7 protein-coding genes are annotated in these 17,576 nt (G+C 42.7%); all 7 read right to left on the reverse strand.

Translation table 11 applies throughout. The features are described 5' to 3' along the window. Nucleotides 1-3,051, reverse strand: a 3,051-nt coding sequence (locus IH598_07830) for an HYR domain-containing protein (protein MBE0638413.1), incomplete at its 3' end; no start/stop codon positions are given. A 122-nt stretch (nucleotides 3,052-3,173) separates the two neighbouring features. Further along, nucleotides 3,174-3,833 (reverse strand): hypothetical protein, encoded by a 660-nt coding sequence (locus IH598_07835; protein ID MBE0638414.1) that lies wholly within the window; start codon nucleotides 3,831-3,833, stop codon nucleotides 3,174-3,176. After that, nucleotides 3,830-4,366, reverse strand: a complete 537-nt coding sequence (locus IH598_07840; GenBank protein MBE0638415.1) for an archaeosortase/exosortase family protein — start codon at nucleotides 4,364-4,366, stop codon at nucleotides 3,830-3,832. Before IH598_07840 ends, IH598_07835 begins: the two co-directional genes overlap by 4 nt. A gap of 36 nt (nucleotides 4,367-4,402) precedes the next feature. Next, on the reverse strand, nucleotides 4,403-5,431 hold the full coding sequence (locus tag IH598_07845) for a hypothetical protein (GenBank protein ID MBE0638416.1): 1,029 nt from the start codon (nucleotides 5,429-5,431) through the stop codon (nucleotides 4,403-4,405). A gap of 452 nt (nucleotides 5,432-5,883) precedes the next feature. After that, a complete protein-coding gene (locus IH598_07850; protein ID MBE0638417.1) occupies nucleotides 5,884-13,149 on the reverse strand; it encodes a PKD domain-containing protein in 7,266 nt (2,421 codons plus the stop codon). Between the two features lie 134 nt (nucleotides 13,150-13,283). Continuing rightward, the gene (locus tag IH598_07855; protein MBE0638418.1) at nucleotides 13,284-16,469 is read right to left on the reverse strand and encodes a T9SS type A sorting domain-containing protein; all 3,186 of its coding nucleotides are present in this window, start codon (nucleotides 16,467-16,469) and stop codon (nucleotides 13,284-13,286) included. A gap of 731 nt (nucleotides 16,470-17,200) precedes the next feature. After that, nucleotides 17,201-17,576 (reverse strand): T9SS type A sorting domain-containing protein (locus IH598_07860; GenBank protein MBE0638419.1); only part of this gene is annotated, 376 nt, incomplete at its 5' end.

Below are 17,576 nucleotides of genomic sequence, written 5' to 3' on the forward strand. Positions count from 1 at the left end.
CCAGGTTAAGGTTGCTCCGCAATCACCGGGATCGTTCGGAGTTTCCAGATCAGGAAGATCGGGTATGTCGGGGTCTTCCACATCAATCACAGTGATTCTGAATCCTGAAAAGCCCTGATTGCCATGAACATCAGTGGCGGTGTAGGTTACATCGGTTTCACCAACAGGAAACCAGTCGCCGGGCTGGAAAAGGCTTTCACTGGATTCTACTCCGCAATTGTCGGTTGGAACCGGAGGCTCCCACTCCACAATAGCGCCGCAATCAGCCGGATCATTTTCAATCATAATATCGGGGATTGATGGAATAACCGGTGGTTCATTGTCCTCGACCAGCACAAGCTGATCACACGAATTTGAATCACCAATCAGATTTACTGCTGTCCAGGTCACTATGGTTGTTCCGACAGGAAAACCTTCGGCTGGAGCATTGTTGTAAACAATTTCAATTCCATTCGGGTCGTCAACGGTGGGTTCTCCAAGTTCAACGAAACCTGCCAAACATAAACCGGGGTCGTTTGTCGCAATAATATCAGGCGGACAAATGATGATCGGAAAAACTGATGAGGTAGTAATATTTACAGCATCAATATACCAGTTATCAAACTGAAAATGATTTCCATCAATTACCCAGGCTATTTGTGTATTTGGTGAGAGGTTGCCAATAGGTATTGATATCGTTTCGGGCCCAATGTCTCCATTTCCCGACATAAACATAAATCCTTCATCAATCCAGTTAATACCATCAATACTTGATTGGATTTTAAACGTACACCCATCGCCATAATCATTATAAAAATGTTTGAATTCAAGCAGCACAACTGCTCCTGGTTCAAGATTTAAAGGAGGGGTAATAAGTCTGGAAACTCCGATTTGAGATTGATAAGTAGCTTTCATTTCAAAAGGTTCTCCCCCTGCATTTGATGTGTTATTGACATTCCACCTTTCAGAGGTCAGGCCACCTTCAAAGGACTGAGACCAGCATTCAGGAAATTCGGCCTGATCGAAAGATTCTGTAAAGGGCAGCTCGAATATTCCACAAGAAGTAGTAAATGAACCTGGTAATGACCAATTGCTCAGACTTCCATCATTACAAACTGCCTGCACGAAAAATTCATAATCAGTAGCCTGCTCCAACCCCTCAACCGGCCAGAAATTTACATCCGTACCTATCTGGCTTTGCAAAGCTTGGCCGGTTCCGGGTTGAAATCCGGGATAACCCAGCTCAACATTCCACGCCATATGATTGGTAGCAGGTGTCCATTTTAAAATGGCGCCTGTAGCGGTAATTACCTCTGCTAATAAGTCTTGAGGTGGAGGACAATCACCAATTGTACCGGCTAATTGCATGTTTGCCCTGTTCACCGAAAGAGTTCCATTGTTGCCGGTACCACACGCAATCTCACTGTCGCTCTGAAATCTCAGGCAACTGTTAAAATCGGTTGGAGTAAAAAAGACAGATGCATTTTGAGTGTAATTACCCGGTATCAGGTCGCAGCAAATATCAATCAAAACATTTTCAAATCCATTCCAGAAAAATGGCTCAAAAAACTGATGTGTATTCCAGCCCTCGGCAGGCAGAAACTCCGGATGCGACCAAACAAGCTGATAGGGTTCGTTATCGAAAACTGGAGTGAGTTCCTGCGCATTGGTATGTTTTATTTGGATTGTGAAATTTGGCATTGGGGAACAATTATTCATGGCGGCAACATCAAAGGCAAGCGATGTTATTGGCCCTTCCACCAGCCCAAGGCTGCTTAGTTCTGAAGCCAGGATTAGGTATTGCTGCCTGAAGTTTTTGAAATACGTTCCATAAGGAGTAGGCCATCCGGTAGGTGAATTTGAATCCGTACCCTGTCCCAGGGTTATTGTTGATGGCATAACAGGCACTTCACACATCATTGAAAAGGAGGCGCTGTTAACCTGGTAATCATCAACAAAAAGTTCGATGAGATGCTCTCCCGGTGGAAGATCAATTTTAAAATTTCCGTTGGGACGCACTTCGTAAAATACTTCCTCATCAACAACAAGAGTGGCTCGCAACGGATCAGGAAATGGATAGGTATGAAGCATTAGCCAATCAATATGATATGCTCCGGCCGCTTCAATGATAATAAACGGACACTCAAAAAAAGTCAGCGGAATCGGATTGCTATTTATGTAATGAATGCCGAGATAAGAAAATTCGAGGCCATCAGGAGTTAAGATGGTTATGTCGAGATATAGCTCTCCTGAGTAATGCTCAGGAGGGGTAAAAATCCCAACTTCAAGGATGTTATTATTGATATTTGCAAATTCAATAAATAACATCTCATCTACAGATGATTGGACAAATGCATTTGATCCTGGTGGATAAACATCCATCAGATCAAAACCAAGCACATTGAACTCGCCAGGGGTAACAGCCTTTTCAGGTATAAAAGCAATTACTTTGTCCGTTGGTTCTGCTCCCATTACGGTTATGCTATTTGCTGCCTGGCGCATTTCGGTTGAATCATGTTGAGATAGATTTCCATCACTGCCATTAGTGGGACCTGATCCTTTCATGACATCAGAAGCATTTGCAGTCGCATCTGTGTCTCTAAGCCCTAATGCATGCCCAAGTTCATGTGTGGCTACCTCTTTCAGGCTCAAAGGATTTGGTGGGGAATTATGGTCAGGTGAAATGGTGATTTCGGCTAAAATAACTTTGTTGTCACTTCTTCTGCGAGTTGTCTCGCATAGTCCGGCATCCCCGTCATCTACAGGTCCTTTATTAATAGTAACCTGAGCGTCAGATGAAGATGTAACCTCCTTGAATTTTGGGATACATCCTGCGGCATTCCATCGTTGCATTGCCGCTCGTACTGAATCTTTTTCTGAATCACTGAATGAGTTGTTGATGAGAACCCCAAGACTATCAGGACTATTTAGCCATCCAACGTACCAGCTTTTTACATCCCTGGACTTTATAATTTCCTGACTAATCGCTTTATTAATCGGAATTGCTACGCTTATAATAAAGAACAGGAAAGAAAAAATTGGTATCTTTAGTAAAATTTGTATTTTTCTCATAATGAATTATTTATATTATTAATTAGTCAATTTATCTGAATGGAAGGAAAATGAATAGCTGTCAATTAAAACTTCAATTTTTAAAGAACTAAATCTTCACATTCAGAAAATTTATCAAATTATCAATTACGCTGTGTGAGCGTTTTCGAAGTAGAATTGCCTTTTTTGACGGAGATTTTTGCAACCATCAATGCATTTAGCTGCTTCCATTCCTTTTTTCCGATGCTCAAAGCCAGCCACAAGATTACAGCAAATGAATATCCATAAGTGGCAGGTGCAGCAAAATGACTGTACCAGAATTGTATCTTTTCTTTTTCGGCAGGTTCCTGATACAAATCGAACCAGTCAACAAGGGTATAGGATTGCAGAATGATGATGTAAACTTTGAGCATCACAAATGCAGTCATCAGAACCAGCCCCAATACAAGTGCAACAACTTTTCTTTTCCAGGACATTGGCGTTGACAGTACGAGGGCAACATAAAACGCTGTGATCAGGTAACCTATCCTGTCGCTGGCCTTGTCTGTGGTTACTCCGGTCAGTTTTCTTTCTTTGATCCAGTCGGCTCTTGACAAGAAAAGCGCGATATCGTTTTTACCCCTGTCGCTTTGAATTGACAATTTCACGTAGCCGCCTCGCGGGAAATCCCTGTACAGGTAATTGCCCAGCTTGCAGAATAGCTCAGCATAGGCCTTGTTAACATTGATCTGCGGGATCAGCAACAAAGTGTAAACCACAATAAAGATCAAAACCGATAGAAGTGCTTTTCTTGTTGTTATCATACTATTTTGGGTTTATTTACAACATAGCTCAGCCACAAAAACCAGAGCATCACAGCAATAAGGATAAAAGCCACTTGCCACACAGCCAGATGCATGGCTTCGAAGTAATCAGGATAATAAATGCCCATCAGATAAAGAGAGGCAATGCGAATGATGTTGAGCGCAAATAGAATTGTTAACCCAAAACCAAGACCGGCAAGCTTTTGTTTGATCAATGCAGGAAATGCAAGAATACCCACAATAAAAATAGCCATTGGCTCGGCAGCATCACATCCTTTTTTCACACTCACCGAAAATGCTGAAGAGGAAATCATATCTGCGCTTACCTCGTTTGAAAACCCGATTATTGATAGGAAGTGCCCCGACAAGCGTGCATAAAAGTTGACCAGAGGGGTGAAAATGACATTTTCAATCAACGGCTGACGGTACAAGAAATAAAACAGAATGATGAACAACGCAACCAGCCCCACAAAAGAAAAGACTGGATATTGCCGGTAAAACTGTCCTGGTAAAATCAATAAATTTTGTTTCATGTCGGCCTCTGGTAAATTAGGTTAAACATAATAAGATCAGGATTTTCTTAAAATTCCCAGATGAATCATATAGGCTATAATCCCCGCACTAACAAATGTACCAAGCGGATCCGCCGCAGTGATTTCCCCTGCAACAAGATAGGTTAAACCGAGGAAGACCAGCCCTGCAAGAAGGGTAAAACCAAACACTTTCGCATACAACTGTTTATTGAAAAGCATTAATTGTGTTCCGCCAGCTTCTTCAACGCCACCGGCCAGCGCCAATGCTGTTTGCCTTTTGTACACGAAAACCATACCTACCGCAAGTAACAGAAGTAGAAGAATAATGACACCCCATTCTGAGAGGGTGGGGATGGCATTTTCTTGATTTTTTGACATTACGACTCTATCATCAATACCACAATCTCCGCCGGCTTCAAATGTAATTGTTGAAAATTCACTGGGAAGGTTTTGTATAACTAGACGACCGGTTTCATTTCCAAAGTTGATAGAAATAACCTGGATATCCGTGTCCTGTAATAACTCCGACAATAAAGTTGCCATTTCTGATGTAACTTGTGAACCAGTCTTTCCAAATGTAGCAATATCGGCAGAAACTTCGTAAGCATCAAGACTCACATATGCAGAGCCGTCGGAGCAGCTCCCCGTGCCACTTAAGTCAAGACTTACTCTTAAATTGCCATCATCTAGATTACTCGGATTAATTGTCTTTCTCTGCCCTGTACCATCAGTTATATCAATTTCAGTCATGTCATTACCACCTGTTGTTGTGATTTGTACTGTACCAGTTCCTGCTATAGCTACTGCTGAAACCCCTGGACATTGATTGCTAATATCCTGTGCAAGTTGATTTGCCTTATCTGTTGCGGTTGTTCCATTTGGATGTGTTACGTTTGTTTGAATGTTACATCTTGTCCCATTTGAAAAACGTATAGTTGCAGTAATTTGTCCTTGCCTTTGCGCATTATTTAAAAATGTTACCCTTCCTTCATTAGCTAAAACAATGGTTGAAATGCAAAGAAACAGCATCAAAGCTGAGGATATAAATAATACATTTTTTTTCATTTTCTAATCTCCTATTTTTTAAATAAACTATTTCTTAAAGTTTTGATTTTTAAACAATTTTCATCACTTAAGACAGATATTCCAATTTTTACTTATTAAGTGATTCGGATTGATCCGATACTGATTGGTTAGAATTTCAGAATTTGGCTCATCTCTGATTGATTTTCTTGAATTTTGTTTTCTCATTTTTAGGTTAATCTTTTATAGGATTTCAAAATATTTCGAAAAATAAGATAATTAATAATACCATGCAAATTTTTTCAATTCAGGTACTATTTCAATTATCTTTCGAACATGTTGTCTAGTAGTCATTTTTATTGATGATTCATAATATTGAGTGGGTTTTTCACATATATAGAAAAATCACTTTTTCTAGTTCTGAAAGAAAAACTTCAGGCTAAATTCTCTCCCAATCAAAGTGGGAGAGAATCTATCATGAAGTAAGATATGAACTAATTGATGACCAACTTCCTTAGAATGACATCATGAAAAGCTGTTATTATAATTAGATAAATACCATTCGGCTGATTCGAAATGTCAATGTTTGCCGGCAGGTTGACTTGTTTTTCAAATACTTCATTTCCGACTGCATTGACGATAACGATACTGCATTCTCCCTGCAATCCGGAAATAGTAAAGGTTCCTTTAGACGGATTCGGGTAGATTTTTATTGAACGTTGTGCGATCAGCACTTCTCCGGTCGAGCCAACTTTGATATCAGTAACCGCCGACAGTCCATGGGTTTCAAATAAGCCGGAATGGTTCAGTTGCTCTTCCCATTTTACTTCAAGATCGAATACTTCACCAGTGCTTTGACGGAAACATTTCAAGGTGACCGGTTCTTCTTCAAGATACCCTTCTATGATTTCGGTGGTTGGATCGTCGCCGAAGAGGATCAAAACCACTTCATCGCCAAAATCTCCAACAACTGATGCACCAACACACAATCCTGTGGAATTGAAAGCAGCGATCATATCACCCGGTTCAAGCACTTTCAGGCATTCGGCGGTGAATGCAACCAAATGAGTGTACGGAGTCCTGATGATTTCATTCCATGGAGTTTCCAAAATCAATTCGGGAGGTTCAACAATGCCTGAAGAGGTACTTTTAGCATAGGATATTGTACCGGACTGGGTTGTATACACAAAATAGGACTTTCCGGTATTGAGTGTCTGTAGGGTTGCAATATTGTAATTCGGCCAGAGAATCTCAGCATTGGCAACACCCTTGGCGACGACAAATCCGGGCAGACTTCCCAAAAGTGCCGGGGCCGATGATTGGGTAAATACAGGGATAAGGTTCCAACCCTGGTTCAAAACAACTGACCGGCTGTCGAGTTGTTCGCCGGTAACACTCAGTGCCACATCTTCCGTAACCTTGATCACATATCCGTTATAGGCATCCCAGTGTCCGATAGTATTCACATTCTGTCCGGGCCAGTAAACACCTCCCAGGTTGAAGAGGATGATCAGTTCATCTTCAACCGGAGCGAACATCTCCGGCAAGGTATCAGGAACAGGAACAATAAAAGTGGAAACGCCACTCCATCCTTCCGGAATGCTCAGATCATGGCGTGGAATCAGTACCTTGATATAGCCTGTCTTAAGCTCTGTTTTGTATGCATACCTGTCTTGTACTGTAAACGAAACATCATAAGTTCCCGTGTCAGGATAAATATGTGTCGGGTTATGAGCCGTATCCGTCTGACTATCGCCAAATGCCCAGAAATAATTGAGTGGAGGCAATGCAGTGCTTGAACTGTCGCTGAAAGTTACCGTCAATGGTTTCCAGCCTTCGACGGGATCGCCACTGAAATCAACATCAATATACTGATACTGGGCGCCAACCAGGTAAGTGTAATTGTTTGTCAAAAGGCAGGGAGAGGCCTGGTCGAGATGGAAGTCTTTATTGAGTTCATCATGAAAAAGCGGATCATTCTGAAAATTGGTTGACGAAAGTCCATAAACATCCTGATTGCAGCCGGTTATCCCATTTGGCCAGAAATCATTGGTTTCGAATACCAGGTGGAACGGAACCCTGGAGGCAATGGAGTCGAGGTTACAAAACACACTTCCGATGTTGTAGGAAATGATTGGGCCATGGTGCATTTTTACCTGACCTATTTCAGCCCGGTTTGCTGCCAGTGAATCATATTCGATATCAATATGTCCGTCACTGAACGTATTATGATCCACAAACACATTGTCGTTGAAACCCATCTGGGTTGTGTCGTTGTATCTCATCTTGATTCCCATAGCAATACTGTCGAAGATGTTTCCATAGATGAAAGCACTGCCGTTGTTTATGGTAATGGCGGTGTCGGCAGCAGTAAGTCTGAGGCCTGCAATAATGGTGCGGTCGTCGGTGCTGTCCAATTGGAGGATGTTGGTTTCCGGAACAGCCCTGAGTATGGTTTCGGGGGTCAGGTTCAGGTTAAGTGAATCTTCTTTGAAAGCCAGCCCTGTCAGGAACACACCGCTTTTTACGTTGATCGGGAATGTTTCGGATTGGGAACTGTAGTTCTTTCTGACTTTAATGATATCGCCATAAATTGCAGCATTCATTGCTGCGGTGATTGTAGAAAAATCATCAGGAACCCAATAGGTGGTGTCGCCAACCACGGTGTTGCCCGGATCGGGATTCCAGCCCATACTGTTGCAGGGGGAATTAATATCAAGGTTAAAATTGTCGTTTTCAGGATCAACAAATAATGGATTGACAGAGATGTTTCCATCGCTGCCTGTAGGTTCTGTGCGGAACCCACCATATCTCTTCCCCGTTGTGTTCCACACATTATTTTCGGTGATCTCCAGTTTGGATAAACCGGTTGATGAAACTGTATCCACATAAATTGAATAAGCTTCGAAACTGCCTACATGATCAAAAACATTTTTCGATAGAATACAACTATCCGAAAGGGCTTCAGCATAAAAATCATCTCCCACACCCATGGCCTGCTGGTTGACTCTCGATAGTGACCTGATGCCTTTATTTTCAGTCAGCGTATTTTGTTTTAAAACCGTTTTCCCTCCCATAATGCCAATTCCACCGGCATTTCCGAAAGAGAAATTATCAATGATCCAGTTATTATTGATTTGTGTATTGGATGAATCGAGGGCAAGCCCACCTCCAAAGCCTGTTTCCGGCTTGAGTTTATCTTTTTCAATGCCTGAATAATTGTTCTGGATGATATTACCGGTGAGGATACTTTTTGATTTCCAGCTATAGAAACCGCCACCATAAGTGCCGGCCACATTACTATGAAACTCGGGTGCACCGCCAATGATGTTATTTTCGATCAGGAGGATATTGTCATGATTTACAACAGCAATTCCACCCCCTTTATCCGCCAGATTACCGATGATGAAATTTTTCTGGTCTCCCTCTTTTGTCTCAGATTCTCCGATATGCACCATGGTTCCTGCATTTTTAACATAAATGCCTCCACCTTTCTCCGTTGCATAATTGGCAACAAACGGACTGCTGCCGCCAATGAGGTTCCCCAGCACTCTTGTTTCTGCCGTATCAACCACAGCGAGGAAGCCGCCGTTAATGGTGATCAGGGTGTCTGTTTCCCTGACGATTGCTTTGTACAGATCCTTTACTTGCGAAAAAATGTCTTGTGTCTGATTATACGGACCGCGGGGGGTTGATTTTAGCGGTTCGCCTACACCCGGGATGATCACGGTGTCGGGTAATGGAGGCAGATCCATAAAGAACTCTTCAGGCGGGTAACTTACCCATGTGTACAAATTGATCTCTTTTTCCTTATACACCGGAGCAAAAGCCATAGTTATAACCGGCATCATGTTGAAGGCTTCGCAAATCTGTAAACCTTCACCGGTATTTCCAAGAAAAACAAAACCGGCATCCTCATACAAATCACTGATCAGCGATGTTGATGGAAAGAAATCCTGCATACCGGTGATTTGGTCATATCTGATGAAACTGTCATTCAGTGTCAGGTAGATAGTGGAAGCATTCACATAAGCGGAGTAGCAAAGCTGATCCGGAACAGGTGGAATGGGTGTGCCCAGGATGATAATCATGTTTGGATCAATGACCTCCAATTTCATAATCATCGCCATATCTTCCTCTCCTAACCTTTGGTTCATGGCCAGGTAAGCATTAAAATCAAAAACAGCGATATCAACGATTGAACTCATAGGGAAGGCAACCGGAGGAAATAATTCGAGGAATGGCGGGTCGCCCGGAATCACCTGAGAAACCATGAAAAGGGCATCCTGCATCATCTGCATGGAGAGATACAAATAATTATTGGCCGCACAAATACCGGTTAAGTTCTCATCCGGATTGAGAGGAGTATAGCTTCCATTCAGATTGACCGTATTGCCGAAAATTTTGCCAAAGTAGAGCGTATTGTCATCACCCAAAGCATAAAGATTCTGAAGGTCTGCTTCTACCTCAACTATAGCAACATCGGCAAACACAAGCGTATAGAGTTCCACCGGGGGCAACCCGGCGTACATTGGGCTTTTATCAATCACCTTAATACCTCCTGAGCCATCAGCTACAAAAATCAGGTTTCCTGAAACACACACATCTGTTGACTGGTCATTTGAAGGAAATGTGGCTGTAATCACCGGAGTTAAAGGGTTAGTAACATTTAACACCTGAAGCCCGCCGGCATTATCCGTGATGTAGGTGTATTTGTAAGGAGGCAAATAGTCGGGTTGGATGGTGGTGATGTAAGAATCCCTGAAGGGTTCATAGTGAGGAACTTCGATGGTGTCGGGAAATGGTGGGGGAGTTTCGTAAGTATAAGAGACGGTGTCGGGTTCGGGTTCTTCAGGCCAGTCAATCTCGGGCAGCGAAATTTGCTTTTTGAGGGACCGGTTGTTGTTGCGGATGATATTTCCCAACTGCTCAACCCAGACCAGGTCTTTCCTTTCCTCATTGAGCTGCGGTGTATTAATGATTTCATCATCGTTCTGCCCACCAATTAATGCATAGGTTCCATCACCTTCCAGGTAAACAGCTCCGCCGTTATTGGTGCAGGCATTCCGGTTGTCGAAAGTATTACCAAGGATGGTGAGCACGGCTCCTTTTACCGCAGCGATGGCGCCACCGTTGGCCAGTCCCGGGAATCCCGGAGAACCGGCAGTATTGTACTCGAACAGATTGTCCTCTCCGTCAATGGCATTTCCGCCAACCACCAGGTCTGTTCCGCTATCCGTGGCAAAAAGTGCACCCCCATTACCAGAGCCGTCTTCGTTGAAGTCGGTGTGATTGGAAAAAAACCAGTTGGACTGAACATCGAAAACTGCACCCAGGTCGGCTGCAATGGCTCCTCCCTGCTCGGCAATGTTTTCCTTGAAAAGATTAGACATATCCGGTAGTCCAATGACAGGTTCAGTTCCTTCTCCCGAAACATAGATGGCGCCGCCTATCCCTTCACCTTCTGATTTGTAATCAGCAATATTCCACCGGAAGTTGGAGCTGGTAATCTGAGGTTTGGCGCCGTTGAGGCAAGCAATTCCACCTCCATAAACAGCGTAATTCCATATCAAACTGTCGCCCTCAATCAGAGGAGAAGCATTGCTGATATGTATTGCTCCACCACAACCATTTCCTGTTGTATCAAAATCAGCGAGGTTGCTGTAAAAATAGTTGTCTTTAACCTCGGGGTTTGCATTGTCCTCGATGGAAAGGGCTCCTCCGTTAGAAGCTGCATTTTTCTTAAAATTGTTGTTATGAATTTTAGGATCAGTATTGGCGCCTGCCATGAAAACAGCGCCACCGTTGTATGGGCCCGCTTTGATATCTCCTGTTTGAGTTTTGCTACAACCTGAAAATGTTCCTTTTCCGGCAATATTGTATTCAAATAAATTGCTTTTGATCTCAGGACTCATCCCCGGGTTGATGAAAATTCCGCCACCATTAAAAACAGAGTGGTTCCATTTGAACAAATTGCTTAAAATCTGGAATGCATCCGTATTGGCAAAAATTGCACCCCCCTCCTCAGCCTGATTTTTCAGGAAATCGTTCCCGGAAATTAAAGGATTACATAAATTATCGAGGTAAATGCCTCCTCCTTTTTTGGCATAGTTTTTTAAAAATTCATTGGCCAGCTTAATTTTTGGATCGGTCAGCAACCCGGTGACATAAATGCCGCCACCTTTTTCCTCAGCGCAGTTTTGAAAAATATCATTATTAATGATTTCAGCAGTAGTTCCCCCCTGGCAAAATATTCCGGCCCCAAGGTTTGAAGTGTTCAGATAGATTTCATTATCGCGTATTTGTGGAATATTGAAGCCTGAGATGTAAATTCCGCCACCTACCGGGCTTGTATTATGTGAAATCTTATTATTAAGCGAAATCCACGAATTGGTCAAATCGCCAAATATACAGATGCCTCCACCCGTCACATCTGCGATGTTGTTATAGATGCGGTTTACTCCAATCGCGCCATTGGTGTTCTGGACATCAAACAGCCATATTCCTCCCCCGTTCACGGCATGGTTACATGAGATGAGGTTAGCCAGTAATGTAGTATTAACATCTCCTTGATCAATGGCTACCCCACCGCCAGCCTGGGCATTGTTGTTATCTATATAGTTGAGCAATATTATTGCATCGCAGTCATTGTCGATCGCTATACCGCCGCCAGACTGACCAGCCGTGTTTCCGGTAACAGCATTGAAGCAAATCAATGAAGGGATGGTGTCCTGACCGGTTATAAAAATCCCGCCGCCACGATTGCCAGCCTGGTTAGCATTAATAACATTGACACCAATGTTGGTAAAATAAGACTGATCAACTGCTATTCCGCCTCCGTCAACTGCGTTATTGTTGTAGATAATATTGAACATAAACGAAGTGAGTGATTTATCGAAATAGGCTCCGCCACCAATGGCAGCATTGTTGCTTCTCATCTGGTTCAAAGCGGCAATGGTGGAAAGATCATGATGGAATGCCAAACCACCGCCGGCAGGAGCATGGTTGGACAGAAGCACGTTGCCGACAATAAAGGAGGTAATTCCAACCCCATTCCGGCAGTATATTCCCCCACCCATCCCCGAAGCATGATTGTCCTGCAGGTAGTTAAGCAGGAAAATGATGTTCGAATCCATAATCTTTACCCCACCACCGAAGTCAGAATTGCAATTACGAATATAAAATCCACTGATCACCGAATAGATCGGAACATTCTCGATCTTAAATGCCGGCCCGGCATCTTCGATGGTTGCTCCTGCACCCAGAAGGATGATTGGCGAGGTGATTGGATTGATATTTACAGTTTCAGCATAATCATTGCTGACAATTACGATTGGGATTTGCCCAACCGCATGACTAACACTGTATGAAATTCCTTTATTCAATGGCTGGTCGGATTTTTTTCCGAGATACTTTATTTTTAATCCACTCAAACCCATTGACAACCAGTAATACTTATTACCCCTTTTTTTAAAGATAAAATAAACCGGTCCGGATTTTTGGTTCTCTCCAAAGTCGTTGAATCGTTGCCTTATTGCTGCCAGAGAACCCATTTGCTCCTCCGACAATTCCTGGTCATTGAATTCATTCAACTTTTCGAGATAATCACTGATCTCTGCTATTTTCTCTTTGTTATATTGACCAAGCAGATGGTTGGCTTCTTCTTCAAAATAAGATACAGGCGGTTCATCAGTTTGACCGTAGGAAATGCCTGCATGGATGAAAATTAATGCAACTAAGATTTTTGTTAATGTTTTCATTTCAGTAGGTTTAAATTATTTTGGTTTTATCGAAATCATTTCAAAAACTCCGGGTTCTCACCCTTTTACTTTCCCTCCTGACTTTGCTTTGGGTCAGGAGGGAAAGTTCAGGTTTTGGATTCGATAACACGGAATTACCTGATGATCAGTTTTTCAAAGAAGAAGCCACCTGATGTGAACACTTTGAGTAGATACACACCTGAAGGGTGCGAAGATAAGTCAAGGTTTCCCGGAACGTTAAGTTGCCTGGTCATGATTGCTTCACCATAAACATTTAAAACCATGATGTTTACTACTTCTTCATCTCCTTCAAGGGTAAACAAACCATTGCCGGGGTTAGGGTAAACTTTCAATGACTTGTAAAGCATATTGACCACTGACAAGGATGAGGTTTTGATGTGGTTAACCTCGGAAAGGCCATTGGATTCATAAAGCCCGGCATTCATCTCAGGATTGTATTCTGCTTCAAGAAGTAAAACCTCACCGGAATCCGGTCTGTAAATTTTGAAGCTGATGGGCTCGCCATGAACAAATCCTGTAACTTCATCTGATATCGGATCATCCCCATTAAGAGCAATAACAAATGGAGTCGCTGAATTCTCAATCAGACTTAATCCTGCGCAAAGGCCCTCGCTGGTAAAACCACCAATGATGTCTCCGGGTCGGAATGGACTTTCAGTCAGGTTGAAAAGAACCACATGCGAAGCCGGGGTGGAAATGATAGGATTCCAGGGTGTTTCGAGGCTATTCAGGTCAATCGTTTCATAATTTTGATCGGATTTAGGTGAAGATGAATAGTCAATCGAGCCGGCAGTGCTCATTCTCACGTAATAAGCTTTACCGGGAACAACATTACCGATCGTATTGATCGAATAAGCCGGCCAGTAAACTCCGGTTCCAGCAACATCCTTGGCAATCTGGAATCCTGAAACACCGCTGAACAGATTGAAAATAGAAACTGGTGAAGTGCTGAGTACAGGGATAATATTCCAGTTTTGGGCAAGATTAACCGTTTTGTTGGAAACTTCAACACCGCAAATTGGTAATGATGAATTTTGATTTACCTTGATCCAGTAACCTGAATAGTTGTCCCAGTTATTCAACGTATAAACACCGCCACCAGGCCAGAAGGAACCGATAAAGTTGGAGATGATGACCAGGTTGGCGCCAATGGGTGCAATCACTGAACTCATTGCAGTGTTAGGAGGTGTTATGTAACTTGACACTCCACTCCACCCGCCAGGGATGTTGATCACCTGTTCATCATTCACGGTGATCTGGAAAGTGCAGGAATTGGTGCAACCTGTTGGTGTATCGGTGAACGTGTAAGTGATCACATGGGTTCCGACTCCCGCTGTTGCCGGGTAAAACTTCCCAGCTGATACCCCGGTTCCGGTGTAGGTTCCACCGCCCGGTGATCCACCGGTTAATGTGTAAGCCGGATCATTGATGCAAAGTGAAAAATTCTGCGGACAACTGACCTGCGGCAAAGCATTGACGGTGATCTGGAAGGTACAGGAATTGGTGCAACCTGTTTGTGTATCGGTGTACGTGTAAGTGATCACATGCGTTCCGACACCCGCTGTTGCCGGGTAAAACTTTCCTGCTGATACCCCGGTTCCGGCGTAGGTTCCACCGCCCGGTGATCCGCCGGTTAAGGTGTAAGCCGGATCATTGATGCAAAGTGAGAAGTTCTGCGGACAACTGACCTGCGGCAAAGCATTGACTGTGATCTTGAAGGTGCAGGAATTGGTGCAACCTGTTTGTGTATCGGTGTACGTGTAAGTGATCACATGCGTTCCGACACCTGCTGTTGCCGGGTAAAACTTTCCTGCTGAGACTCCGGTTCCGGTGTAGGTTCCACCGCCCGGTGATCCACCGGTTAAGGTGTAAGCCGGATCATTGATGCAAAGTGAGAAATTTTGCGGACAACTGACCTGCGGCAATGGCAATACTGTAACCTTCACTGAATCTGTAACTGATGAATAACTATCCTGAACAGTTACAAAATAGGTCGTAGTGGTGGTTGGATTGTCTGTTGGATTAGAGATATTAGAAGAAAATCCGACCGGATCAGATGTCCATATGTATGATAACGTACCGCAGCCACCCGAAGCATTAGCAGTAAGTTGAACAGTTAATCCAGAGCATATTGGATTTGGAGCTGCAGAAACGGTTAGGGTAATTGATTTTGAAATAGCTGTAAGACCTGAAATTCCGTTGGTGTGATATTTGCCATCAGTATCAGGTAACAACTGATTATAGTTAACAACTAGAATCTCCTGTGTACCCGTTGAACTATAAAATACTTTCCACATAAAATATTCATCATCACTAAAGCCATCCTTAACCGGCGTTGTCTGGTCGTTCCCATAAGCAACCACTGCCTGGTTATTCACTGCATCCCACAATACTGCTCCACCACAGGCCGGATTTCCCTGGTCATCTGTGTAAAATACCCCGATAAAATCACCGGCTGAAAGTGTAATGCAATTGAATGCAACATTTACCGGCACTGCAATCAGGTGAGTTGAACCGGTGGGGATATAACCCCATCCCGGGGGATTAATGACCACTTTGTAGTCTTCCACTTCGCCATCTTCGGCAAGGCCTGTATAGGTCAAACCACCTGTTGTATTGAACCTGAAGCGGGTATAAGTTTCTCCGGGATTGATTCCAGCCGGAATGTTGAAAGTCAGGTTATTGACACCGGCAGTCATAAGCTGGTCGCTAAAAATCTGGTCACCGGCATCAGCCCAGCTCCCATTGTTGTTGAAATCCACCCAGGCGTTCAGATATCCTGCAACTGATGCCTTCACCTTGATATTGGCAACCTGACCAACAACCAGCGGTTTGAACGTTATGCCGTCTTCATCATCCAGGTTATTTGTGTCGTCACCGTCTGCCTTTGTTGTTGGTTGCCCGTCTGCTTCAGAGTCTATGAGGTTTCCGAGAAAAACATTCTGATTTAATAAATGTCGGGCGCCATTGTTTACTAGCAGGGTAGGATAGGGTTGATCAGGGGCATCACCAAAATCTAATTCATCCAGTTTCGATCCTTCTTGTTGAAACTTCCCATCCTCTGATAAGCCAAATTCATCAACCACAACGTCCAAATGGGATCGATAATCAGTGGTCACTTTCTCAACCGAAATAAAAGAAATTTGCCCGGAAGGGTTAGTTACGCCTTGCAGGACTTTTACAGATTGATTACCGGTTTTTTCCTTATCTGTGCTAAAGGTACCAGCCTGGCAATCCGACATCGAGGTAAATGCAGCGATCACCGCGATGTAAATGATTAGAGAGAGATTTTTTTTCATAACAAACTTTTTTTTGGTGAATGATAATTATTTCTTAAATGTAAAATATTGATAATGTGATAGATATAATTTAAAGTTTCAATGAACTTTTCAGTTTCTGCGAAAAGCACAAAATTACTGCAGAAAAATCTTATTGTCAAGAGATTAAGCCAAAAAAATTATCCATTCCGGAAATAAATATTTCAAACCTTATGAATCATTAAAATTTTACTGAATAATGTTATCTTGAATAACTCATTTTATCCTTTATTTTAGGATGATACAGTGTTGTTGGATTCTTACCGAGTATTACAGGGAAACACCTTTTGTGCAAAAGGATTCGGTTGGTCTGAATCAAGAATTTCATTCGAAAATTGCATCACCGAATCTTCAAAGATAATAGAAGGTGTAAATTCCAGCTAACAGTAAAAGGCACTTTTCAACCGATTAGAATGATGAGGGATTATGTTTCATTTTTCCTCCGTTCTTAGGTAAACTTTTCATTTCAACTTTAAGTAGTCAATAGTTATGCCCGATTGGAGAAAATCATCAAGAAAATGATGATATATTCGTTAATCAATTGTTAATCAAATTGATAAAACTCTACAATTGAACGATCCGGAAAGGCTAAGTGTTTATCATTATAAAAAGAAGATACGGATTTTCACCCAAATGAGTGAAAACACCCAACAAAAAAGGGTGCTGACCAAATTTTGATCAGCACCCTTTTGGTTATGGAAAAAAAGCAAATTCTATTTCAGCACAATCTTTTCGAACCTTTTGATAGTCCCTTGTTCAATACACATCAGGTAAATCCCTTTTGAAAGACTCGATAGGTCAATTGTTCCGGGCAATGCAATTTCCGATGCAAATACTTCTGAACCAAACCCGTTGAGTAACTTTAAAGTGACTGTTCCATCAATACCGGCGATATGGATTAGCCCGGAAGTAGGATTTGGATAGATTTTTACCTGTTGAACCTCATCCAAAGTCACTCCTGTTGCTGAAAATTTAACTGAATTTACCTCAGAAATTCCCTGTTGCTCAAACGATTCATTATTCAACAGCGGGTTATAGGTTACCTGGAGGTTGTATTGTTCTCCGGTGGATGGTCTGTAAACTTTGAAA

Source organism: Bacteroidales bacterium (assembly GCA_014860585.1).
In the GTDB taxonomy this organism is placed as follows: domain Bacteria; phylum Bacteroidota; class Bacteroidia; order Bacteroidales; family 4484-276; genus RZYY01.